Genomic DNA, 24243 nt, shown 5'->3' on the forward strand with positions numbered 1-24243 from the left:
TGGGTAGTGCTCGGCGGTCCAACTTACCCGCCGCAGTCAACGGAATCGAATCCAACACCACAAACACCGACGGAACCATATGCCCCGGCAACACCGACACCACCCGCTCACGCACCACCTCGACATCGACCAACCCACCACCGACACCGAACACATACGACACCAACACCGTCGCCCCCGTAGGACCATCGACACCCACCGTCGCCACGAAATCAACCTCAGGAAGAGCCGCGATCACCGCATCGATCTCACCCAACTCGATCCGGAAACCACGAACCTTCACCTGAAAATCACTACGACCCACATACTCCAAAACCCCAGAACCAGTCCACCGCACCACATCACCCGTGCGATACATCCGCTCCCCCACAACCGAAAACGGCGCCGCGACGAACCGCTCCGCCGTCAAACCCAACCGATCATGATAACCACGCGCCAACCCCGGACCAGCCAAATACAACTCACCCGCAACACCCACCGGAACCGGCTGCAAACGCGAATCCAACACCACCACAGCAAAACCCGACACCGGAGAACCGATATCAACCGGAACACCCGGCGACATCGGCGCACTCAACGACGCAAACACCGTCGCCTCCGTCGGACCATACGCATTGAACATCAACCGACCCGGCGCCCAACGATCAACCAAATCCGACCCAGAAGCATCACCACCGGTCGCCACCACTGCAAGCGCATCCAGACCGGCCGGATCCACCGACGCCAACGCCGCCGGCGTGACGAACGCATGCGTGACGGCCTCCTCACGCAACAACTGAGCAAGCTCCACACCACCGAAAACATCGGTCGGCGCAATCACCATCGTCGCACCACCAGAAAACGCCAACACCAACTCGAGCACCGACGCATCGAAACTCGGCGACGCAAACGCCAACGTCCGCGAAGCAGGAGTAACCCCGAACCGAACCCGCTCCACCTCAGCCAAATTCGACAGACCCCGATGCGTCACCACCACACCCTTCGGCACACCCGTCGAACCCGACGTATAAATCAAATACGCAGCATCATCGAGACGAACCGAACCCAACCGATCGCTGCTCAAAAGTGGCTCGGCTGAAAGATCGTCGAGTTCTCCTACGGTCGACTCCTCATCCATGACGATCCACGACACCCCGCCGGCGGCCTGCCCCAGATCGGACACATACTCAGCCGCAGTAATACCCACCGCCGCACCAGAATCGGACAACATATGAGCAATACGATCCACCGGATACGACGGATCCACCGGTAAGAACGCACCACCAGCCTTCGCCACCGCCCACACCGCAACCACCGACTCCACCGAACGCCGCAACCCCAACGCCACAAACGAACCCACACCCACACCACGACCGATCAACAACCGCGCCAACCGCGACGACCGAACATCCAACTCCCCATACGACACCGACACCCCACCACACACCAACGCAATCGCATCCACACCGGCAACACCCACCGCAGCAGACAAAATCTCCGGCAACAACCCACCCACCACCGACACACCACCACGCACCGGCACCAACAACTCACGCTCGGACACCGACAACACGTCTATGTCGTCAGTGAATACTCGTGGATTCTGAGAGACAACGCGGAGGATCTTGATCAGCCGAGCGAGATGACCACGAAGTGCCTCTTCACCGAGAACTGCTGCTTCGCAATCGAAGCGGACCGAAATACCTTGGGGAGCGCCTAGCGCGTCGAACGTCTCGTCGACCGACACCACCAGTTCGGCATCGGTGTCGACTGCGGGCGTCGCTTCGGTACCGAACGCCAGCACGACGCGGTAAAAATCCTCGCGTGAGAGCTCCTCGAAGACATCGGCAATCAACACGTCCGCGTGAGCGAGAGCAGCGGTGTCGCTTTCTTGCGCGCGGGAGGCCAATTCGGCGAACGGTTCTCCGCGCACGACCGAGGTTCGAAACACGATTGTGTTGCCCTCGGTGAACGGTGTTCGCGCACCGATCGCGATGTCGGTCTCCCCCGAAAGACGGGCCAGCAGTGCGACAAGAGCAGCGTGAACCGTGATGAGAACGCTGGACCCCTTCTTTGCCGCATCGGAAGTAAGCCGTCGGTGGACTCCGAGGTCCACGGTGTCCTCGACTACGAATCTCGGCTGCGGGTGAACCTGGGAAGGTGCGCCCTGCGTGGACGTCCCCAGGCCGACTCCGACCGGTGCGTCGGCAAGCGTTGCCGACCAATAAGCCAACTGTTGTTGCTCGAGTCTGCGGCGGCGACCGACTGCTGCGCTCTCGACGTGCACTTCGTCGACCAGATCATGTGGGCCGGCCTCGACGAACGCGGACAGAATATCGATGAATCCACGATGATGACGCGCAAGATCGGCATCGATGTATCTGTTCGGATTTCCGCGGAAGTCTACGAATGTTTTTGCTGGAGAGCCGCTTTGGTAAATGTTGACCAAAAGGTCGTCGACCGGGCCGGAGGTGACGATGTTGAATTCACCCGAGATGGGCCCGAGATGGATTTCCTGATGAAACAGCATCACGTTGACCATGGGCGCAAGTAGGCCGCTATCGAGGCCCTTGGCGGTCAGGTCGCGTCGGATGTCCTCGATGCTGAATCGCTGATGCCGCAGCGCTCCCATGAGTTCGAGTTGGACATGCTGTACCAAGTCGCCGATGCTGCCGGCCGGAGAGACCCTGATCGGCAGCGGAGCGACGTTGACGAGCATTCCGCCGGAGCGACGGAGAACTGCGGTCGTTCTTGCGGACACCGGAATGTTCACCAGGACGTCTTCGCGCCCCGTCATGCGTGAGAGGTAGCACGCGAAAGCTGCGATGACCACGGCGGCTGCCGTTGCACTCTTGGTTGCGTCCGACTTCTCGAGGTCCTCCACGACGTGCTCGTCGAGGGCCGCGCTTTCGAGCTTGCTCGCGGCCACTGTGGCGCCATCGGAGTTGGCGAGTGTGGCGCCACCCTGCACGTCACGTACGTGGTCGGCCCAGTATTCGCGGTCGGTTTCGAACCGCCCAGAATGTCGGTATTCCTGATCGAGTGAGTACAGCTTCCTCAGGTCCGCTGCACTCGCCGGCTTCGGATCCTTTCCTTCGAGCTCGGCTGTATACAGCTCGGCGGTGCGGTTGACCATGGTCATTGCGCCGTAGCCGTCGAGTGCGACGTGATGAATTTTGCTGTACCACAGGAAACGACTGTCTTCGACTTGAAGAATCCATACCGTGACCAGGCGATCGCGGGTCAGGTCGACTGGTTCGGTGTAATTGTGGTCGATCCATTCCTTTGCTGCGGACATGGGATCCGCTTCGCTACGGAGGTCCAAGAAATCGACGTTGTCGTCTATTTCGTGATCGACGATCTGGACCGGTTCCCCGTCGATCTCGGACAGACGAAGAAAGGCGGATTGGAATTCGTGCCCGGCGGTACGTGAAGCCTTTCTCAATAGCTCGAGATCGAGGTCACCTCGTAAGTCCACGTATTGCGCGATGCAGACCGGGACCTGGGGCGCCAGTTGCTGAGCAAACCACATTCCACGCTGGGCCGACGAAAGCGGAAATCCTGCTGTCTCGTCACCACTCCTAGGAAGAGAGCTGTGCGACTCCCCCGATATCACGGCTCGCATTCATTCGCCTTTCTGATGCGGGAATGTCGTCGAACAGATTGTCGGCTTCGACACCGGTCGTCGATACGATGCTCGAGCAGGCTCGATCAATGTGTTCACTGTCCGTTCTGATCGGGTGCAGCTGTGCAGGCCAGTTCTGAATCCATCGGCTTCTCGGCGCGGGTAACAAACCCGGCCGACTCACGTTGATTCGAAGCGGGCCACATCATGGATTGGAATCGTGCGCGTAATCAGAAACATGCATTCAGTCGGTTTCCGACGCGGTGCCGTGCCGCGAGTCCGTCTGCCGTCGATACACTCCATGCGTTCTACGGCAGGACTCATCACCGGCGCCCCCTCTCATGTGCCTACACCACCGATCGTTCAGGGCCCCGGTCTTCCTGACGAACGGTTGTCGATATGCGTGCTGCAGAAATCGCGTTCATGACAATGACGACCTACCAACTCACAATAGTCAGCCGCCATTGCTTTAGCGGACTATTAGTTGAGAATCGAGATCGATTCCATCTCCGTTACACACTCGATTAGATCGAGGTAAATCGCGTGGATTGTCCTGGTCGCTGGTGCCGATATCAGAACTTGATTTTGCTGAAGCCCTAGTTTCGAAGTGTCGCGTCTTTTTCGCTGTTCATAACAATCTTTGCGTTTGTTATTCGCGAGCACACTACTGCGAACAACAAAAAAAGTCCCGCGCTGAAGCACAGGAGCCGTTCCGGCCATGCACCCAGAGCTGTCGCGACAGTCGTTCGGCTATGGAGTCCGATCTGTGTTACGAGGGTGTCGGCGACGAACAAGGGAGTTTGATCGACGATTGCCCCGTCGGGCGAAACAATTGCACTCACCCCGCTCGTTGCGGCGACTACAACGGATCGCCCATGCTCGACAGCGCGAATTCTCGACATCGCCAACTGCTGATAGGTCATCTCGGTATCACCGAAGGTGGCGTTGTTGGTCGGGATCGCGATGAATTCTGCGCCGGATCGGACAGATTCGGTCAATGCTCGGTCGAACGCGACTTCGTAGCACGTCGCGATTCCTGCAGCGATACCAGCAACGTGGACGACTCCGTTTCCGGTACCGGGGACGAAGTGGCCAGCCTTGTCGGCGTACTCCGAGAACAATCGAAAGAAGCTTCGGTAGGGTAAATACTCACCGAACGGTTGAATTATCTTCTTGTCGTGCCGTTCGCCGGGCCCTTCGTCGCCATCCCACGCGATGACCGAATTCGTGGTGGTGCGATCGTCGTTGACCAGAACCGTGCCGACGAGAATCGGTGCCCCGACGGCCTCGGATGCCGCGGTGATTTCCGAAGCTGCGTCCGCGTTTCGCAAAGGGTCGATATCCGAAGCGTTCTCGGGCCACACGACCAGATCCGGACGATCCACGCGCCCCGCTGATACTTCGTCGGCCAACGCGAATGTCTCACGGACGTGATTGTCCAAGACCGCCCGGCGTTGCGAGTTGAAATCCAGACCCAGCCGAGGCACGCTGCCCTGGATTGCGGCCACGGTGATGGTGCGCTCTCCTGCCTCCGGCTCATTGCTCACCAGCGTCGGAAGAAGCGCAACTGCGACAATGGATGCTGCACTCGTCGTTGCGACCGAGACCAACAGCATGCCTCGGATGGGACGTCTCTTTCTCGCCGCGAGAGTACAAGCGATCGCAGCAAGTCCAGTGCCGGTCAGCGCAACGCCGAAGCTCAGCAGCGGAGCCCCGCCGATGCTTGCGAGGGGCAGCAACCAACTGTCGGGTTGCCCGAACGATAGTCGGCCCCAAGGGAATCCACCGAACGGAAAATTCGATCTTGCCCACTCGACGAGACTCCAGACGGCAGCCGTGGAGACCGGCCACCAGCGGTTTCGGGAGACCATGACGGCTAGTACGCCGAAGAGACCGATGAACAAAGATTGTGCTGCAGCGAGTGCAAGCCACGGCAGCGGACCGACGTAGACACCGATCCAAGGAAGCAGTGGAACGAAGAACCCCAGTCCTGCGAGGAATCCATAGCCGAAACCGCTCTTCTTCGAGACCGACCCGGTAGTTCTGAAACGCCGCAGGACGAGGACGAGAAGTGCCACCCCGACTGGGGCGAGAAACCAAAGGGGGCGGGGAGGGAAGCTCAGGAACAGTAGGAGGCCGGACGCCACAGCGGACAAGACCGACACACCAGTGCGGACCACCTGCGCTCGTGCGACCCCCACCCGTTCAAGCGCCATGAATTGTCCGCCCACGATGCACGGTGCGAAGACAGGTCGGGGACGGCGAGCCAGGCTCGAGCGAAGGCAGGGCAGGGACACCGGCGCGCGGGTCGGTCGACCAACGCGCAACACTGTCCTTGGGTGCCCTGACCACGAGATCGGTTGCGTCCCAGATCGCGTAGCTTGCCGGAGCCCCCGGCGTCAGGGTGCCGGCAAGGCCATCCCGCACGCCGCCCGCGCGCCACGCACCGCGCGTAGCCGCCGAGAACGCCGCTCGAGGCGAGATCGCACTCCCCTCGGTCCGGTGATTGACCGCTGCGCGCAGCATCCTCCATGGATCGAGCCCGGTGACGGGCGCATCGGAGCTGAATGCGAGGGAGACGCCGGAGGACGCCAATTGTGCAAGCGGGTTCAGCGTCCGCGCACGATCCACCCCAAGTCGACGCGCATACATCCCCTCCTCGCCACCCCACAGCTCGTCGAACATCGGCTGCATACTTGCGATGACTCCCCAGGACGCCAACTTCGCTGCTTGTTCGCCGGACACCATCTCCACGTGTTCGACACGATGTCCGAGGGCGGCCAGGGCGGGGCCACCGATGGCGGCCGCAACGCGGGAAAAACCCTGTACGACGGCAGATACAGCAGCATCGCCGATAGCATGGAAGCCCGCTTGGATCCCGGCTTCCGTGCAAGCAGCCACATGAGTGGCAATCGCGTCGACGTCGAGGAACGAGAGTCCTGTGCCGGGCCCGTCGTTGTAGGGCGCGCTGAGCCAGGCCGTGCGTGAGCCGATCGAACCGTCGACGAACAGATCGCCGCCGAGCGCATGTGCACCTGTCTCTTGCGCGAGCGTGCGCGCGTGATCTGCGCTGGACACCGACTCACCCCAGTACCCGCGTACTTCGACCCCGTGGTCAATAGCGAGCAGTTCCTGGAAATCGTCACGGCCGGAGATATCCGGACCGCCACATTCGTGCACTGCGCAGATGCCCTGCGATGCGGCGTAGTCGAGAGCTGACGTTCTCGCGGCCGCTCGGGCGGCCGGAGTCAGAAGATTCAAGGCGGCGCGACGAACGGCGTGATGAGCGTCCCCTGTGAGTGCGTGCTCGGGATGAAAGCCCGCGAGGGCGTTCAGCTCGCTACTGGCGGCACGGAGAACCGTCGAACTTGCGGCGCTGTGGCTGTCCACTCGGGCGAGATAGATCGGCCTGCCGGGCGCGGCTTCGTCCAGGTCCGACGTCGAGAGCACACCAGCCTCGTCCCATGCGGTGTCGTCCCAGCCGTGCCCCCAGATCAACGGATCGGAGCTTTTCAGCGCGTAGCGGCGTATCTCGCGCACACACTCTCCGCGCGAGCGGCACGCACTCAAATCGAGCGCACCGAGAGCCAGACCGTACGCGGTGGTGTGGACGTGTGTGTCGACAAATGCGGGGGCTACGAATGAGCCGGCAAGGTCGATCTCTTCGGCGCCGGGGTGCAGCGCGCGGCCCGTTCGATCCTCACCTGTCCAGGTCACGATTCCGTCGGTAATTGCAATTGCGCTCGCGTCGGGAGCCGTTGGACTGTAGATCCGTCCACCGAGAAGCAGTTGGGTACTCACGATGGTCCAGTGTGCCCTCAGCGAACCGGCTTCTGGAAATCCTGCCCGTCGATGTCGACTATCTGTCCCTCGAGCACCGTGGCAGAGGGCGGCCCGCCATAGGTCGGCCGTGTGGGCGCGTCGGACACGATCTCTCCGTCGATGACGGTGGGCCGCATTCTGCCTGCGGCTGTCGCAACCGTCGGCATCCATCTGGCGGCTGCCAGCATCACCAGTGGACGGAGCACCCAACGCGTGGGGGGCAGAAGAAGCAAGATGCCGAACGCGGTGGTGACCAAGCCTGGAACGAACATCGCGACCGAACCTATGGCGAACAGCACACCGTCGGCGACCGCTCCACCGGGGGACCGCTCGCCGCGACTGGCACTGCGGAGGCCTTCCATCACGCGGCGGCCCTGACCGCGGACGAGTATCAATCCGGCAGCGGAACCGGCGATGAGGAGCAGCACAGTCCAAAGCACGCCGATAGCGCTACCAACAGCCACCAGCGCGGCCACCTCGACGATGACATAGAGGGCAAAAAGCGCAATCACGTGTTCGTTCCTTTCGTCGCTTTTATGTACAACGAACGGCCATGCTGTATTTCTCCCCGAGTCCGTCGTTGGTTCGATAACGATTTACAACCGTGGACGTACGACACCCGTTTCGTATGCCAGGACCACCGCTTGAACGCGATCGCGAAGACCGAGTTTGGTCAGCATCCGGCCGATGTGGGTCTTCACCGTGGCTTCGGACAACACCAACTTACCGGCGATCTCGGCGTTGGACAGTCCTGTTGCGAGCAATCCGAGCACCTCCCGTTCACGGTCGGTGAGAGCGTCGAGCACCACCGGGTCCTGCGCAAGAGGCGCGTCCTCGGCGATGAAACGTGACAATAGACGCCGCGTCACTTTCGGCGAGACGACTGCGTCACCGGCGGCGACGCTGCGGATCGCGGATATCAAATCCTCGGACGGGGTGTCCTTGAGCAAAAAACCGCTGGCCCCTGCCCGCAGTGCTCCCAGGACATGCTCGTCGAGATCGAACGTCGTCATGACGAGCACTCGAGAGTTCGACTCGGATTCGGTGATCATCGCGGTAGCTTGCACACCGTCGATTCCTGGCATTCGAACATCCATCAGTACGACATCCGGGCTGTGGTCGCGGACAGCGCGCACAGCTGCCGATCCGTCTGCCGCTTCCGCGACGACGGTGATGTCTTCCTGCGCGTCGAGGACCATCGTCAGGCCCATCCGCATCAATTCTTGGTCGTCGACGATGAGAACTGTTATCGGCACGGTCCCAACTTAACGTCATTCGAGCGGCAACTCAGCGCGTACTCGCCACCTGCCGTCCGCCGTTCGGCCGGCTTCCAACGCACCCTGCAGGACGGCAACACGCTCACGCATGCCGAGCAGACCGTTCCCGGTCCCCTCGACCGCACTGGTTCCTGATCCGGCGCCATTGACGATCTCGACGAGGATGTCTTCCTCGCGGCGAACGACTGCTACCCGTGCCCGCGGAGCGTGGCCCCCGTGGCGCAGAACGTTGGTGAGCGATTCCTGAACGAGGCGGTGAATACCCAAGCTGATCGCGGGACTGATGTCGTCCAAATTCCCGGTTTGTTCGAGTTCTACGTTCAATCCAGCTCGCGACATCATGTCGACCACTTTTGCCAGCCCCGCAGTCCCGTACATGGGCATGTCCTCGGAATGGGGGGTGGTTCGAAGCAGTGCGACCGTACGGCGTAGTTCCGCGAGCGCCTGCCTGCCGGTAGCAGAAATATTCGCGACTGCTTCTTCGGCTCGATCCGGATCCCGCCGGATCGCGTACGACGCCCCGTCGGCCTGAACGATCATCACGCTGACACCGTGTGCGATGACGTCGTGCAACTCCCGAGCGATGCGGGTGCGCTCGTGTGCAACCGCTTCTTCCGCGCGCCTATCCCGATCATATTCGGCGACAAGTAGTTTCGCCTCGACCGCCTCGTCGTACGCACGGCGAGCTCCGAGGAACTCGGCAGCGATCCAGGCAAACCCGTACAGCAGAACAGTGAACAACACAAAGAAGACCGCATCGTCGTGCAGCGCCCATACCGCCAGACCCCCGTCGAGCAAGACCCCGACCAGATAGAGGAGACCTTCTCGGCGGCCCACGTACGCGATAAGTGTGTAGAGCATGATCGGCAGGGCCAGTGCAGCAGGATGAATGTCAGCTCTCTCCCCGACGGCAAGTCCCCCGAGCGTGACGATCAGCGAACTTGCAAGCACCGCCCACGCGACTGTCCGCGGATGCCGTCGTCGCCATGCGATCGGAGCGCTCAACGCCGCTGCCCCGACGACGAACAGCATCGGGCTCATCATTTCGACGTTGCTGAAAAATGACACAACCTCGAAAAAGAACAGAGTGCCTGCTAACAGCATGTCGGCGATGAAGGGCTTCCCCCTGAGCCACAAGCTGAATCTACGCATGTGGTTGAGTTTGCCGCATGACTGCCGCCGACTGGGGATTGTTGATGGTCGCAGCGACAGCGGCAGGTTGGGTCGACGCCGTAGTCGGTGGTGGCGGTCTCATCCTCCTACCCGCGATCTTGCTCGTCGCGCCACAGTTGGCCCCACAGGCGGCGCTCGCCACGAACAAAATGACTGCCGTGTTCGGTACTTTCGCAGCTGTAGTCACCTTCTCCTGTCGTATAGCACTCGATTGGCGAATGCTCGTTCCCGCCGGGGCCCTCGCAGCCCTCGCGTCGGCAGCAGGTGCTGCTGCGGTGTCCTTGATCGACCGCGAATTGTTCATCCCGATCATCATGGTCGTTCTCATCGCCGTCGCGGCCCTGGTGACGGCCCGACCCACGATCGGCTCTGCTGCAGGCTCACACGCACCCAGCAAGCGGAAGACACTGACCGTCGTCTTCCTCGCAGCCGGCGGATTCGGGTTCTACGACGGCATACTCGGGCCTGGCACCGGGACGTTCTTCATCATCGCCTTTGCGACGTTGCTAGGAACAGAGTTCGTGCGCAGTGCAGCAATGGCGAAGGTGCTCAATCTCGGCTCCAATCTCGGCGCACTGGCGTTCTTCGCCGTCACCGGTCACGTGCTCTGGCAGCTGGGAGCGGCGATGGCTGTGTGCAATGTGATCGGCGCAGTGTCGGGCTCACGCATAGCGCTCGCTCGTGGTTCCGGATTCGTGCGAGTGGTCTTGCTGGTGGTCGTGTTCGGGATGGTCATCCGTCTCGGATGGCAACAGTTCGGCTAACCTCGATTCCTGTGACCCAGCATCCGCGAAGACATGTGGACCCGGACTTTCTCGAGCTCCCCCTTCGCGAACTTGCCGCGGCAGTACTCGATACCGCGCGGCGAGCGGGTGCCGTCCATGCCGATCTTCGCGTTCACCGGCTGACCACGCAGTCTCTCAATCTTCGCGACGGTGCGGTTCAATCCGCGGTGGACGGCTCCGAGATCGGGCTGGCAGTTCGCGTGGTGATCGACGGTACCTGGGGATTCGCCTCGCACACCGACTTGTCCGTTGCCGCTGCGATACGAACGGCCAAGACGGCCGTCGACGTCGCCACTGCTCTGCGTGCCCTCAATCGCGAGCACGTCGAGTTGGCAGACGAACCGATCTATTCGGACGCAACCTGGGTGTCGGACTACGAGGTGGATCCTTTCGACATCCCTACCCGTGACAAAGTCGAGCTCCTTGCCGAATACTCGTCGCGACTGGCAGCGTCCGACGGCGTCGACCATGTGACGGCTTCGGTTCAACAGGTCAAAGAACAGACGTTCTACGCGGACTCGGCGGGCAGCTCCATCACCCAGCAACGCGTTCGACTGCATCCACAGTTCGAGGCGACCACGGTCGACTCCGACGCCGGTGCCTTCGAGACGATGCGGACTCTTGCGCCACCGGTCAGTCGTGGGTGGGAGTACCTGGCTGCGGACAGCACGTGGGACTGGGCCGACGAGCTCGCGCGCATACCCGACTGGCTCGGTGAGAAAGTGAAGTCCCCCTCGGTAGTAGCCGGTCCGCTGGACCTCGTGATCGACCCGACCAACCTGTGGCTCACGATCCACGAATCGATCGGCCACGCTACGGAGTACGACCGCGCCATCGGATACGAGGCGGCCTACGCCGGTACATCTTTCGCGACGCCGGACAAACTCGGCACACTGAAGTACGGCAGCGAATCCATGCATGTAACAGCCGACCGTACCGAAGTTCACGGGCTGGCAAGCACGGGCTACGACGACGAAGGTGTCGCCGCCCAGAAATGGGACCTGGTGCGCGACGGCGTACTGGTGGGGTACCAATTGGATCGCGTATTTGCGCCACGACTCGGGCTTTCGAGGTCCAACGGGTGCTCGTACGCCGACTCCGCACATCACGTTCCGATTCAGCGCATGGCCAACGTCTCCTTGCAACCGGACCCGAATGTCGATCGCAGCATCGACGACCTGGTGGCGGCAGTCGAGGACGGAATTTATGTCGTCGGTGACAAGTCGTGGTCGATCGATATGCAGCGGTACAACTTTCAGTTCACCGGTCAGCGGTTCTTCCGTATTCGACATGGACGACTCGAAGGCCAAGTACGCGATGTCGCCTATCAAGCGACCACGACCGACTTCTGGGGCTCGATGGATCTGCTGGGTGGTGAATCGACCAGGCGGCTCGGTGGCGCATTCAATTGCGGCAAAGCGCAACCCGGTCAAGTTGCTGCGGTCAGCCATGGCTGTCCGGCAGTTCTCTTCCGAGGCGTCAATGTACTCAACACTCGATCGGAGGGGGTCAAATGATTCGAGCTCAGGACGTCGTCGAACAAGTTCTGCGTGCCGCCACAGTCGACGAGACCTTGGTGATCGTCATCGACTCCAGTGAGTCCTCGCTCCGATGGGCCAACAATTCGATGACCACCAACGGCGTCGGAATGTCCAGACGATGGACGGTCGTCTCCATCGTTCGCGGGGACGATGGCTCCCGGGTTTCCACCTCGTCCTCCAGCAGCGTCGATCCGAAAGACATAGCAGCGACGGTCCGCGCCTCCGAAAATGCCGCTCGTGCAGCCGAATCGGCGGAGGATGCAATGCCCCTCGTCGAGGGGAGCGCCGTGGCACCGGAATGGGATGCCGATCCCGCACAAACAGATATAGCCGTGTTCGAGTCCCTCACCGATCCTCTGTCGACAGGTTTCGACGGGACGGACCAGCTTTACGGTTTCGCCCACCACCAGATCGAAACGGTATGGCTCGGGTCGTCGACGGGCATGAGACGGCGATTCACGCAGCCGACGGGATCGATCGAGATCAACGGAAAGCGTGCGGATGCCAGCGCGTGGGTCGGCGCGAGCACGAAGTACTTCGACGACGTATCGATCGAAAAGATGCTCGAGGACCTTTCCACCAGGCTCGACTGGTCCAGAAACATGATCGATCTACCCGCAGGGCGATACGAAACTCTACTGCCGCCGTCCGCGGTTGCCGACTTGATGATCTATCTGATGTGGTCCATGGAGGGACGTGGCGCACAGGAAGGACACACGGCGCTTTCTCGGGCAGGCGGAACTCGCATCGGTGAGAAGCTGGGCCGGTTACCGCTGACATTGTTTTCGGACCCTCGGCACGAGGGTCTCGAATACTCGCCGTTCGTTGCAACAGGTTCTTCGAACGATTCGGTATCGCTTTTCGATAACGGTGTGTCCACCTCACGCGTCGAGTGGATCCGAAACGGAACCATCAATGCACTCGCCTACCCGCGCTTTCTCGCAGAGAAATACGACACCGACCTCACCGTGCCGGGCGACAACCTCGCTCTTACCGGTGGGTCGGATACCACCCTCGAAGAGATGGTCGCGCGAACCGAACGAGGATTGCTGCTGAGCACCCTCTGGTACATACGCGAGGTGGACCCTGCGACTCTGCTGCTGACGGGGTTGACTCGCGACGGTGTCTACCTGGTCGAAGACGGCAAGGTTGTCGGAGCGGTCAACAACTTCCGCTTCAACGAGAGCCCGTTGGACCTTCTGCGCCGGGCCACGGAGGCCGGGACAACGGAGAAAACGCTGCCCCGGGAGTGGAAGGACTGGTTCACGCGAACTGCTATGCCGCCGTTGCGGATTCCGGATTTCCACATGTCCTCGGTGAGTGAAGCGCGGTAGCCACGAGTTGCGGGTCGGGCTACGCCGGCACGATCGAGATGCCGACCGTGCCTGACTTTCCTCGACGAAGCGAGCTTCCCTTCACCGTGAGCCAACCGAGAATGCCGTACTTGGAGGAGATCGCCGAGCGTGCTTTCTCGGTGCCTGCGGCGTCCATGATCTCGGCGACACCGGCGACTGCGTCGCCTTCGACCTTGCCCCGCGCCGAACACGGGGCGATAGTGACCGAGGAATTGCGTCTGATGCGCTTGACCTTCCACGAATCGGTCGTCGTCCACACCAGCAGACGATCTCCGTCACGAGCACCCCACAACGGCGTCGCGACGGGAGTCCCGTCCTTCTTGAAGGTGGTCAGTGACACAAATTTTCCATCGGCGATGTTCGCAAAGGTGGCCATGCCGATAAAGGGTACGGCTACTCCCCCTCCAGGTCGCCCTCGGTTTCGAGATACACCTGGCGTAGGCCGTCGAGGACTGCGGCGTCGGGCTCGGCCCACATCTTCCGTTCGGCCGCTTCGAGCAACCGCTCCGCGATCCCGTGCAGGGCCCACGGATTGGACTGCTGCATGAACTTCTGATTCTGCTCGTCCAGGACGTACGTCTCGGCCAGCTTCTCGTACATCCAATCGGCGACGACGTCTGTAGTGGCGTCGTACCCGAACAAGTAATCGACCGTGGCCGCCATCTCGAACGCACCCTTGTATCCGTGTCTGCGCATCGCTTCGAGCCAGCGAGGATTGATCACCCGAGCTCGGAACACGCGAGCGGTTTCCTCGGACAGCGTTCTGGTCCGCACGGATTCCGGCCTCGTACTGTCACCGATGTACGCCTCGGGTGACTTCCCCGTCAGAGCACGAACAGTTGCAACCATCCCGCCGTGATACTGGAAGTAGTCGTCCGAATCGGCGATGTCGTGCTCACGAGTATCGGTGTTCTTGGCGGCAACAGCGATGCGGCGGTAAGCACTGCGCATATCGTCCGAAGCGGGCACTCCGTCGAGACCTCGCCCGTATGCGAACCCGCCCCACGTTGTGTAGACCTGCGCCAGATCTTCGTCGCTACGCCAGGTCTTGCTGTCGATCAGTTGCAGCAACCCAGCGCCGTAGGTTCCAGGCTTCGAGCCGAAGATGCGAGTAGTCGAGCGACGCTCATCGCCATGCTCGGCGAGATCTGCCTGAGCGTGTGCGCGAACATAGTTTTGGTCGGCCGGTTCGTCCAATGCAGCGACGAGGCGCACCGCGTCGTCGAGCATGGCCAGCACGTGCGGAAAGGCGTCGCGGAAAAAGCCGCTGATTCGCACCGTGACATCGATACGTGGTCGTCCCAGTTCGGCCAGGTCGATGACTTCGAGCTTGGTGACGCGTCTGGAAGCCTCGTCCCACACCGGTGCAACGCCGAGGAGTGCGAAGACTTCTGCGACATCGTCACCGGAGGTCCTCATGGCGGAGGTGCCCCACACCGAAAGACCCACGGACTTGGGCCACTCCCCGTGGTCCTTGCGGTAGCGGGCGAGAAGCGACTCGGCCATTGCCTGCCCGGTTTCCCACGCCAGGCGCGACGGCACTGCCTTGGGATCGACCGAGTAGAAGTTCCTGCCGGTGGGCAGCACGTTGATGAGTCCGCGCAGCGGGGACCCGCTCGGGCCGGCGGGAATGAACCCGCCGTCGAGTGCGTGCAGGATCTGGTCGATCTCGCGAGAGGTCGCCCGGAGCCGGGGAACGACCTCGGTGGCCGCGAAGCGAAGGATCTCGGCAACGACCGTTCCGTGCTCTCCCGCTACTCGTTCGGCGGCGCCGGGATCCCACTGCTCCGTCTGCATCTTCGCCACGAGACCGTGCGCGATCGACTCGATGGCGTCGACTCGTGTTCGCTCCTCGTCCCCGTCTTCGCTCAGTCCCAACGCTTCGCGAAGTCCGGGCACGGTTTGTTCGCCGCCCCACATCTGACGTGCACGCAGCATGGCCAGCACCAACTCCACCTCGGCGTCGCCGACCGGTTCCTGGCCGAGGATGTGCAGACCGTCCCGGATCTGGACGTCCTTGATCTCGCAGAGCCAACCGTCGACGTGCAGCAGCATGTCGTCGAATACTTCTTCGTCGGGACGTTCCTCCAATCCGAGGTCCTGATGCATCTGTGCCGCAGTCATCAGCGTCCAGATCTGCTGCCTGATAGCAGGCAGTTTGGCCGGGTCCAAAGCCGAAATGTTGGCATGCTCGTCGAGCAACTGCTCGAGCCGGGAGATGTCGCCGTAGCTTTCGGCACGGGCCATCGGCGGGATGAGGTGATCGACCAAAGTGGCGTGGGCACGACGCTTGGCCTGCGTTCCCTCGCCCGGATCGTTGACGAGGAACGGGTAGATCAGCGGCAGGTCACCGAGCGCGGCATCGGTGCCGCACGAAGCAGACATCCCGAGTGTCTTACCTGGCAGCCACTCGAGGTTGCCGTGCTTTCCGAGGTGGACCATCGCATCGGCACCGAAGCCGCCGTCCTGGCGTGAGGCCTGGATCCAGCGATAAGCCGCGAGATAATGGTGACTGGGAGGCAGATCCGGATCGTGATAGATCGCGACGGGGCGCTCGCCGAATCCGCGGGGCGGTTGAACCATGATGACGACGTTGCCGAACTGCATTGCCGCTATGACGATTTCGCCGTCGCGATCGCTCGAACGATCGACGTACAGATCACCGGGAGCCGGTCCCCAGTGCTTCTCGACGGCGGTCGTCAGGTCCTCCGGCAGCTCGGCGAACCACGACCGGTACCGTGCGGCCGAGATGCGGATCGGATTGCCCTCGAGCTGTTCGTCGGTGAGCCAATCCGGGTCCTGTCCACCGCGCGCGATAAGTGCGTGAATGAGCGCGTCGCCATCGCGGGCGGCCAAGCCCGGAACGGCATCGGGGCCGTCTTCGGGTCCGAGATCGTAGCCCGCTGTGCGCATCTCGGTCATGAGCGAAATCGCGCTTGCCGGAGTATCGAGGCCGACGGCATTTCCGATGCGAGCATGTTTGGTCGGGTACGCCGAGAACATCAGGGCAATCCTGCGCTCCGATGCAGGAATGTGGCGAAGCCGTGCATGACGCACCGCGATTCCGGCTACCCGAGCGGCACGTTCGTGATCGGGAACGTAGGTGGTGAGACCGTCGCCGTCGATTTCTTTGAACGAAAACGGAACCGTGATGAGTCGGCCGTCGAACTCGGGAACCGCAACTTGAGTCGCAACGTCGAGCGGGGACATGCCGTCGTCGTTCGCGTCCCAGGTAGCCCGGCTGCTGGTCAAGCAGAGCCCCTGCAGGATGGGAACGTCCAGCGCGGCCAGTTCGGCAACGTCCCAAGCTTCGTCGTCGCCGCCTGCCGACGCGCCTGCAGGCTTGGTTCCACCCGCGGCCAACACTGTCACGATCATCGCGTCGGCCGACTTCAAGGCGCCCAGGAGTTCCGGTTCCGCGGCGCGCAACGACGCGCAGAAGATCGGAAGCGCCTTCCCACCCTTCGCCTCGACGGCCGCGGCAAGAGCTTCGATGTATGCGGTGTTTCCAGCCAGGTGCTGCGCTCGGTAGTAGAGGATCGCGATGGTCGGTCCGTCGGCATCGGCGGGTGTCACCGAAGACTCCAGCACTCCCCACGTGGGTGTGTGGACGGGCGCAGAAAACCCATGACCGGTGAGCAGAATGGTGTCGGACAGGAAGCCGTAAAGTTCGGCAAGATTCTCCGGGCCACCTTCTGCCAGGTAATTGTGGGCCTGCGCTGCGACATTGCCGGGGACGGTAGACAACTCCATCAACTCCGCGTCCGGCGCCTGCTCCCCACCGAGAACGACCACCGGGACGCCCGAGGCAAGTACCGCGTCGACGCCTTCTTCCCAGGACCGCTTCGACCCCAGGATCCGGAGCACGATCACATCGACGCCCCCGGCCAGCCCGGCAACATCGTCGGCGAGCAGGCGGGAAGGGTTTCCCCACCGATAGTCGGCGCCGCTGGCACGCGCACTGAGCAGGTCGGTGTCCGATGTGGACAGAAGCAGGATCACGGGTACTGCCCTCCTCGGGGTTTTCGCGCCCCGCATTTGTCTTGCGTGTGGGCTCACGGGAGAGGGTCTGGCTTTCACAGTGGCGCGACCGCGCCGGACTCACACCGGCTTCCTCTCGGCCGAAGCCGTTCGAAGGGGATGCTACCGAAGAAACCCTCCGCCTCGTAACATCGGGAAACGCCGACAAGATGCACTTGTAGCCTGAACAGGTGATGTCGAGCGACCCGAGAACAACTCCCGACCGCTGCCCAGGTGCACTGACCTTGCACCAAGCGGCCGATGGCCCGCTGGCCAGGGTGCGGCTACCCGGTGGAATGGTCGACCCTTCCCACATGCAGGTTCTCGCGAAGGCTGCAGCCGATCTCGGCAACGGGTCGATGCAGTTGACATCCCGCGGCAATATTCAATTCCGCGGGGTTCGGGACAGCACCGAACTGGCTCGACGACTCGCGAATGCCGGTATGTTGCCTTCCCCGTCGCACGAGCGTGTACGCAACATACTGGCCTCGCCTTTGACAGGTCGGGTGAACGGTGTCGCCGATGTTCGAACCTTGATCACCGCACTCGACCGAGGCTTGTGCACCCGTGCCGAGCTGGTGGATCTTCCCGGCCGGACACTGTTCGCCCTCGACGACGGCCGAGGTGACGTGACCGCTCTGGACCCGGACTTCGGTGTCCAAGCGCTCTCGCCCGAGTTGTTCGCACTGATCCTCGGTAGCGCTGATACGGGTGTCCGGGTCGACCGCGATCGCGTCGTCGACGTGCTGGTGGATGCCGCCCGGATATTCGTCTCGTTGCGGGGCACGGAGTGGCGACTGACCGAGCTCGCCGACGGGCCCGCACGAGTTCTCGCAACGCTGGGCCTCGATTCATCCACCTGCGACCCGACAAGTACGGGCCCACTGGCCACTCGGCCGTCCGATACGCCCCCGATCGGGTGGCTATCGCAGCGCGACGGACTCGTCGCGCTGGGCGGAGTCCTTGCGCTCGGAGTCCTCGATGCGCGGCTCGCCGAGTTTCTCGCTGCTATCGACAAGCCACTCGTCGTCACGCCGTGGCGCGGGATCGTCGTGTGCGATCTCGACGAGGGCGCTGCCGAACAGGTGGTCCGAGTACTTGCCCCGATGGGCTTGATCTTCGATGCCGACTCACCCTGGGTGAACCTCAGCGCCTGCACCGGCGCACCTGGGTGCGAGAAGTCGAATGCCGACGTGCGGGGGGATCTACGCGACGCCGTGGCTGCCGGCCGCAATCTTGCTGACCAACGCGAACATTGGTCAGGATGCGAGCGTCGATGCGGCAGGCCGAAAGGCGAGATCGTGGACGTCGTCGCTACCGGCGCCGGATACCGGGTGTCATGAGGGGCCTCCGTTCTGACCTATCGTGAACTCCATGTACGACTACATCCGCGACGGTGCGGAGATCTATCGACAGTCCTTCGCGACCATTCGAGCCGAGGCAGATCTTTCGGCGTTCGCCCCTGACGTCGCGCAGGTTGTCGTTCGGATGATCCATGCCAGCGGTGAAGTCGACCTCACCGAAGTAATCGGCGCTACACCGTCGGTTGTTTCCGCCGCCCGCTCTGCCCTCGCCGCAGGTGCACCGGTTCTGTGCGATGTGAAAATGGTCGCGGCCGGTGTCACACGCCGCCGATTGCCCGCCGACAACGAAGTGATCTGCACCCTGTCGGATCCGACAGTGCGTGATCTCGCGGCCAAGATGGGCACGACTCGAACGGCGGCCGCGCTCGAATTGTGGGGCGATCGGCTCGACGGCGCTGTAGTTGCAATCGGTAACGCGCCGACAGCGCTGTTCCATTTGCTCGAGATGCTGGCTGCAGGCGCACCCAAACCCGCCGCGATCGTCGGGGGTCCGGTCGGTTTCATCGGTGCTGCCGAATCCAAGGAGGACCTCATCGCTTCGAACTTCGGTCTCGAGTATCTGGTGGTTCGGGGACGGCGTGGCGGTAGCGCCATCACAGCCGCCGCAGTCAATGCCATTGCAAGCGAGGAAGAATGAGTGTAATTCCAGGAAAGTTGTGGGGCGTCGGCATCGGGCCCGGGGATCCCGAACTGGTGACGGTCAAAGCTGCGCGGGTCATCGGTGAAGCCGATGTCGTGGCATTCCACAGCGCCAAGCATGGCAAATCCATCTCACGCGGAGTTGCCGCCGGCTATATGCGCGAAGGTCAGATCGAAGAGCACCTGGTGTACCCGGTCACCACGGAGACCACCGATCACCCAGGCGGCTATCAGGGAGCTATCGACGAGTTCTACACCCAGGCAGCCGAACGCCTTGCCGCACATCTCGAGTCCGGACTCTCGGTAGTACTTCTCGCCGAGGGCGACCCGCTTTTCTACAGCTCCTACATGCACATGCACAAGAGGCTCTGCGACCGGTTCGACGTCGAGATCGTACCGGGTGTGACTTCGGTGAGCGCCGCCTCGGCCGCACTGAAGACACCACTGGTCGAGCGCGACGAAGTCTTCACGGTGCTACCCGGAACACTGTCTGTCGCCGAGCTGACGAGGCGGCTTCGAAACACCGATGCGGCCGCGATCATGAAGCTTGGACGCACGTACCCCAATGTTGCAGCCGCACTGAAAGATTCGGGTCGACTCGGCGAAGCGTACTACGTCGAGCGAGCCAGTACCGGTAGCGAACGGGTTCTAGCCGCTGCCGACGTCGTCGCCGACGAGGTGCCGTACTTCTCCATCGCAATCGTGCCGAGCCCGGCGAACAATCCCGTCGAATCGCGCACACTGGGTGAAGTTGTCGTCGTCGGCCTCGGTCCGGGCGCAGACAAGTGGACGACGGAAGAAGTTCGTCATGAGCTTCGCGCTGCCACCGACCTCGTCGGCTATGTGACATACCTCGACCGAGTCCCGTTGCAGGCCGGACAGATTCGTCATGCAAGCGACAACAAGGCCGAGTCCGAACGTGCTGCCTTCGCTTTAGATCTCGCGAAGCGGGGTCGACGGGTTGTAGTGGTGTCCTCCGGCGATCCTGGAGTGTTTGCAATGGCCTCGGCAGTCGTCGAGATCGCCGCCGAAGATCAATGGTCGACCGTGCCGGTGCGGGTCGTCCCTGGAATGACCGCAGCCAATGCGGTAGCAAGCCGCGTCGGCGCACCACTCGGACACGACTATGCCGTGATTTCGTTGTCGGATCGCCTCAAGCCCTGGGACGTCGTGGCCGCCCGCTTGTCAGCTGTGGCCGAAGCGGACATGGCGATTGCCATCTACAACCCCGCCTCGAAGTCGAGGACGTGGCAGATCTCCGCGACACGCGACATCCTCCTCGAACATCGTGAACCCGACACCCCGGTGGTCATCGGTCGCGCGGTAGGAAGCGAAGACGAGTCGGTGACCACCGTCCGGTTGGCAGATCTCGCCGAAGCGAAAATTGATATGCGATGCCTCCTCATCGTGGGATCCTCGCTCACCGAGATCATCGACACGGGAAGTGGCGCAATGATTTTCACGCCGCGCAGATACCCTGCCACCGAGGGCCTGACCTAGCCGGAAAGCGAACCCAGCCAGGTCAGCACGTCGCCCACAGTGTGGACCACACGTCGATCGGACGGCACTGTCGGCCGGGCGATCATGATCACTGGAACGCCCAGCTCTCTCGCTGCGGTGATCTTCGCTTCCGTCATCACTCCCCCGCTGTTCTTGCTGACGACGGCGTCGATCCCACGGCTGCGCATCAGTTCGATCTCGGAGGCGATGTCGAACGGCCCTCGTGCGAGCAGTAATTCGTGATCGATCGGAAGTGCCGAGTCTGGTGGATCGATACTACGAATCAGAAACCAGCTGGATTCGATCGCCGCGAAGGCCGCTACCTCCTGACGCCCGATCGTCAGCAGGACGCGACCGGCGTCGGCTGGAATGGCCGCCGCTGCTTCTCCTGGGGTGAATACTTCTATCCACTGGTCATCGCGCCCGCGGGACCATGGCGCGCGATGAAGTCCGAGAAGCGGGATGCGATGGTGTGCAGCGGCGATGGCGGCGTTGTTCGAGATCGTGGAGGCGAAGGGATGCGTCGCGTCCACCATCGCGTCGATTTCGTGATCGTGCAGCCAGCGGATCAGCCCGTCGGCCCCGCCGAACCCGCCGACGCGCGAAGTGCCCAGCGGAAGTATCGGGTCCCGGACGCGTCCGGCAAGAGAAGTGACGAAGTCGAACCGATCGTCGCCGGACAACCGCGCGGCCAGCTCACGCGACTCGGAGGTGCCTCCGAGTACCAGAACCCTCACTGCTTGATCGACATCCACTGCGCAACCGGAAGTTGCGGTCGCCAACTGGTGAACGAGCCCAACGGCTCCCCCCGGTAGATCTGGAACTTTCTCAACGACCCACCGTACCGATCCACGCACTGCAGAAGAAGCGCCTCGGATTCGGCCGTCACCGCATTCGCGACGAGTCTCCCACCTTCTCGCAGTTGCGACCAGCAGGCCTCGATCATCTCGGTCTGGGTCAGTCCGCCACCGATGAACACGGCATCGGGTTGCTCACCGTCGCCGAAGCAGTCGGGTGCAGCGCCTCGAACCTGAAGTCCCGGAACGCCGAGCGCACGTGCGTTGACTTCGATCTGTGATCGTCGCGCCTCGATAGTCTCGAATGCCACTGCGGTACATCGTGGATCCGTTCGCATCCACTCGATACCGATCGATCCGGACCCGCCACCGACATCGAACAACACTTCTCCCGGCGTCGGGGCAAGCGCACTGATCGTCAACGCGCGAACCTCGGATTTGGTCAGCTGACCGTCACCGGCGTAGACAGCGTCGGGCAGCCCTGGGATTCGACTGATCCGAGACGCAGGGGGCGAGAACACGCACTCGACGGCGACGACGTTGAGCGGATCTCCGGGCACCTCGCGCCACGTGCGCGCAGTGCCGGTCACCGACCGTTCGGAGTGTCCGCCGAGTTGTTCGAAGACTGTGACAACCGAGTCCGCGAACCCCGACTCACGCAGCAACGACACCACCTGAACCGGGGTGTGCCGGTCTCGGGAAAGAACGATCACTCGGCCGCCATGAGCCAAGGCGGGTAACAGCGTCGCGACTTCGGAATTGACGAGACTGACTGCTGTGGTGGTGTGCACCGCCCAGCCCAGCCGCGCACAGGCCAACGACATCGACGACGGCGCCGGCATCACATGCAACCGCGCGGCGCCGAATTCTCTCGCCAGCGTGACTCCGATGCCGTGGAACATCGGATCCCCGCTCGCGAGTACGCATACCCGCTTGCCGTCGAACTCGTCGATCGAGGCGCGCAGTCCTGGCAACAACGGGGACGGCCACCGACGTACACGTCCTTCCGGTATAGGAAGCGTCGCCAACTGCCGAGCCGAGCCGAAGACCACGTCCGAGGACAAGATCACTGCCCTGGCTGATTCGGCTACACCTTCCCAACCGTCTGCTCCGATACCGACGACCGCGATCCGACCGACCGGGATCATCAGCGAGGCATCTTTCGCCACAGCCACGACGGCAGCAGATTCAATCCGGCATACAGGGGTCCGAGAATGCCGGGCACCCACACCCGAGACTTCTTTCGTGCCAGCGCAAGCACGACGGCATCTGCGACTTGGCCCGGGGTACTGGAAAACGGTGCGGGAGACATCCCCTCGGTCATCGATCCGATGACGAAGCCCGGGCGAACCAGTAGCAGTGACACCCCCGACCCATGCAGAGCGTCCGCCAAACCGCTCGCGAAACCGTCGAGGCCAGCCTTCGCCGAGCCGTACACGTAATTGGCTTTGCGCACGCGGATGCCCGCCACGGAGGAGAAGACTACGAGTTCGCCGCTCCCCTGTTGACGCATCATCCGAGCCGCGTGAGTAAGAGCGGAGACCTGAGCGACGAAGTCCGTATGCACTATCGCCATCGCATGCTCTGCGTCCGATACGGCCCGTGCATGATCGCCGAGAATTCCGAAGGCCAGAATCACGGTCGCCAACGGCCCGTACTCCTGCGCGACGGAATCGAGAAATTCACCGTGACGGCTCACGTCGTCGGCATCGAACTCCACCGTTGCGATACTGCGTGCACCTGCGGCTTGCAACCGTCCGACCTGCGGGGAAAGCTGATCGCTCCGTCTGGCAGCGAGCACGACGGTCCGACCGGGCGCAAGCCGAGTCGCCACCTCCATACCGATCTCGCTGCGGCCCCCTAGAAGCAGGACTGTGCCGACATGGCGCGGAAAAGTGTCACTGGGTGGAGTGGACGTCACGGCTTACAGTGTCGCCGATTACGGTCATAGCATGGCCACCACCCCCGCAGACTCTGCAGCCCTCACCGCCGAAGCGGCCGAATTTCTCACCCAACGTCATCTCGCGACACTGACGACACTTCGCGCCGACGGCACTCCCCACGTCGTCGCTGTCGGTTTCACTTGGGATCCCGATGCCCGTTTTGCTCGCGTGATCACACGCCGTACGTCACAAAAGGCAATCAATGCTGCGCGAGGTGGATACGCGGCGGTCAGCCAGATCGAAGGACCACTCTGGCTGACCTTGGAGGGTCCGAGCGAAGTTCTGACGAACCCCGACGACGTTCGCGATGCCGAACAGAGATACGCCGTGCGTTACCGAGTTCCCAGTGAGAATCCCGAACGAGTCGTCATCCGTATCGCCGTCCAACGGGTACTCGGCTCCGCTTCGTTGCTGGCGCGTTGA

General features: G+C 62.3%; 18 protein-coding genes and 1 riboswitch. Of the genes, 7 read left to right on the plus strand and 11 right to left on the minus strand.

Going from position 1 to position 24243, the window contains the following annotated elements; genetic code table 11:
- From BJI47_RS07105 to BJI47_RS07135, 6 genes are all read right to left on the minus strand, one after another.
- Window positions 1–3511: amino acid adenylation domain-containing protein (locus tag BJI47_RS07105; protein ID WP_217808512.1), on the minus strand; the 3511-nt coding region annotated here is incomplete at its 3' end.
- Window positions 3512–4200: 689 nt separating this feature from the next.
- The gene (gene lnt / locus BJI47_RS07115; protein ID WP_088943070.1) at window positions 4201–5820 is read right to left on the minus strand and encodes an apolipoprotein N-acyltransferase; all 1620 of its coding nucleotides are present in this window, start codon (window positions 5818–5820) and stop codon (window positions 4201–4203) included.
- Window positions 5810–7405 (minus strand): amidohydrolase, encoded by a 1596-nt coding sequence (locus tag BJI47_RS07120; RefSeq protein ID WP_088943071.1) that lies wholly within the window; start codon window positions 7403–7405, stop codon window positions 5810–5812. Before BJI47_RS07120 ends, lnt begins: the two co-directional genes overlap by 11 nt.
- 17 nt (window positions 7406–7422) lie before the next feature.
- Window positions 7423–7938, minus strand: a complete 516-nt coding sequence (locus tag BJI47_RS07125) for an FxsA family protein (protein WP_088943072.1) — start codon at window positions 7936–7938, stop codon at window positions 7423–7425.
- An 84-nt stretch (window positions 7939–8022) separates the two neighbouring features.
- Window positions 8023–8682 (minus strand): response regulator transcription factor, encoded by a 660-nt coding sequence (locus BJI47_RS07130; RefSeq protein WP_088943073.1) that lies wholly within the window; start codon window positions 8680–8682, stop codon window positions 8023–8025.
- 15 nt (window positions 8683–8697) lie between these two features.
- Window positions 8698–9855 (minus strand): sensor histidine kinase, encoded by a 1158-nt coding sequence (locus BJI47_RS07135; protein WP_088943074.1) that lies wholly within the window; start codon window positions 9853–9855, stop codon window positions 8698–8700.
- Between the two features lie 17 nt (window positions 9856–9872).
- On the opposite strand from BJI47_RS07135, the gene BJI47_RS07140 reads away from it, so the two are divergent.
- Genes BJI47_RS07140 through BJI47_RS07150 form a run of 3 tightly spaced genes read left to right on the plus strand, consistent with a single transcriptional unit; the run spans window position 9873 to window position 13536 of the window.
- Window positions 9873–10640: a TSUP family transporter gene (locus BJI47_RS07140; RefSeq protein WP_088943075.1), complete on the plus strand. Its 768-nt coding sequence runs from the start codon at window positions 9873–9875 to the stop codon at window positions 10638–10640.
- On the plus strand, window positions 10622–12178 hold the full coding sequence (locus BJI47_RS07145) for a TldD/PmbA family protein (protein ID WP_088943076.1): 1557 nt from the start codon (window positions 10622–10624) through the stop codon (window positions 12176–12178). Before BJI47_RS07140 ends, BJI47_RS07145 begins: the two co-directional genes overlap by 19 nt.
- The gene (locus tag BJI47_RS07150; RefSeq protein WP_088943077.1) at window positions 12175–13536 is read left to right on the plus strand and encodes a metallopeptidase TldD-related protein; all 1362 of its coding nucleotides are present in this window, start codon (window positions 12175–12177) and stop codon (window positions 13534–13536) included. Before BJI47_RS07145 ends, BJI47_RS07150 begins: the two co-directional genes overlap by 4 nt.
- Before the next feature lie 19 nt (window positions 13537–13555).
- On the opposite strand, the gene BJI47_RS07155 is transcribed toward BJI47_RS07150, so the two are convergent.
- Both BJI47_RS07155 and cobN read right to left on the minus strand, forming a co-directional pair.
- Entirely contained in the window at window positions 13556–13933 is a 378-nt protein-coding gene (locus tag BJI47_RS07155) for a PPOX class F420-dependent oxidoreductase (RefSeq protein ID WP_088943078.1), read from the minus strand.
- A 17-nt stretch (window positions 13934–13950) separates the two neighbouring features.
- Entirely contained in the window at window positions 13951–17559 is a 3609-nt protein-coding gene (gene cobN / locus BJI47_RS07160) for a cobaltochelatase subunit CobN (RefSeq protein ID WP_088943079.1), read from the minus strand.
- 46 nt (window positions 17560–17605) lie between these two features.
- Window positions 17606–17732, minus strand: a riboswitch (cobalamin riboswitch).
- A 39-nt stretch (window positions 17733–17771) separates the two neighbouring features.
- Here cobN and cobG point away from each other — a divergent pair.
- Genes cobG through cobJ form a run of 3 tightly spaced genes read left to right on the plus strand, consistent with a single transcriptional unit; the run spans window position 17772 to window position 21080 of the window.
- Window positions 17772–18920, plus strand: a complete 1149-nt coding sequence (cobG, locus tag BJI47_RS07165) for a precorrin-3B synthase (RefSeq protein ID WP_088943080.1) — start codon at window positions 17772–17774, stop codon at window positions 18918–18920.
- A gap of 31 nt (window positions 18921–18951) precedes the next feature.
- Window positions 18952–19578 carry a precorrin-8X methylmutase gene (locus tag BJI47_RS07170; protein ID WP_088943081.1) on the plus strand — a complete coding sequence of 209 codons (627 nt, stop codon included), beginning with the start codon at window positions 18952–18954 and terminating at the stop codon, window positions 19576–19578.
- Entirely contained in the window at window positions 19575–21080 is a 1506-nt protein-coding gene (gene cobJ, locus BJI47_RS07175; protein ID WP_088943082.1) for a precorrin-3B C(17)-methyltransferase, read from the plus strand. The genes BJI47_RS07170 and cobJ overlap by 4 nt, the downstream gene beginning before the upstream one ends.
- On the opposite strand, the gene BJI47_RS07180 is transcribed toward cobJ, so the two are convergent.
- Genes BJI47_RS07180 through BJI47_RS07190 form a run of 3 tightly spaced genes read right to left on the minus strand, consistent with a single transcriptional unit; the run spans window position 21077 to window position 23798 of the window.
- Entirely contained in the window at window positions 21077–21835 is a 759-nt protein-coding gene (locus tag BJI47_RS07180; RefSeq protein WP_254900433.1) for a cobalt-precorrin-6A reductase, read from the minus strand. The genes cobJ and BJI47_RS07180 overlap by 4 nt on opposite strands.
- Entirely contained in the window at window positions 21814–23046 is a 1233-nt protein-coding gene (gene cbiE, locus BJI47_RS07185) for a precorrin-6y C5,15-methyltransferase (decarboxylating) subunit CbiE (protein WP_088943084.1), read from the minus strand. The genes BJI47_RS07180 and cbiE overlap by 22 nt, the downstream gene beginning before the upstream one ends.
- Window positions 23025–23798: an SDR family NAD(P)-dependent oxidoreductase gene (locus tag BJI47_RS07190; RefSeq protein WP_254900434.1), complete on the minus strand. Its 774-nt coding sequence runs from the start codon at window positions 23796–23798 to the stop codon at window positions 23025–23027. The genes cbiE and BJI47_RS07190 overlap by 22 nt, the downstream gene beginning before the upstream one ends.
- A gap of 31 nt (window positions 23799–23829) precedes the next feature.
- On the opposite strand from BJI47_RS07190, the gene BJI47_RS07195 reads away from it, so the two are divergent.
- Window positions 23830–24243 carry a TIGR03618 family F420-dependent PPOX class oxidoreductase gene (locus BJI47_RS07195; protein ID WP_088943271.1) on the plus strand — a complete coding sequence of 138 codons (414 nt, stop codon included), beginning with the start codon at window positions 23830–23832 and terminating at the stop codon, window positions 24241–24243.

The sequence above is a fragment of the Rhodococcus sp. 1168 genome (assembly GCF_002091955.1).
Taxonomy (GTDB): Bacteria; Actinomycetota; Actinomycetes; order Mycobacteriales; family Mycobacteriaceae; genus Rhodococcoides.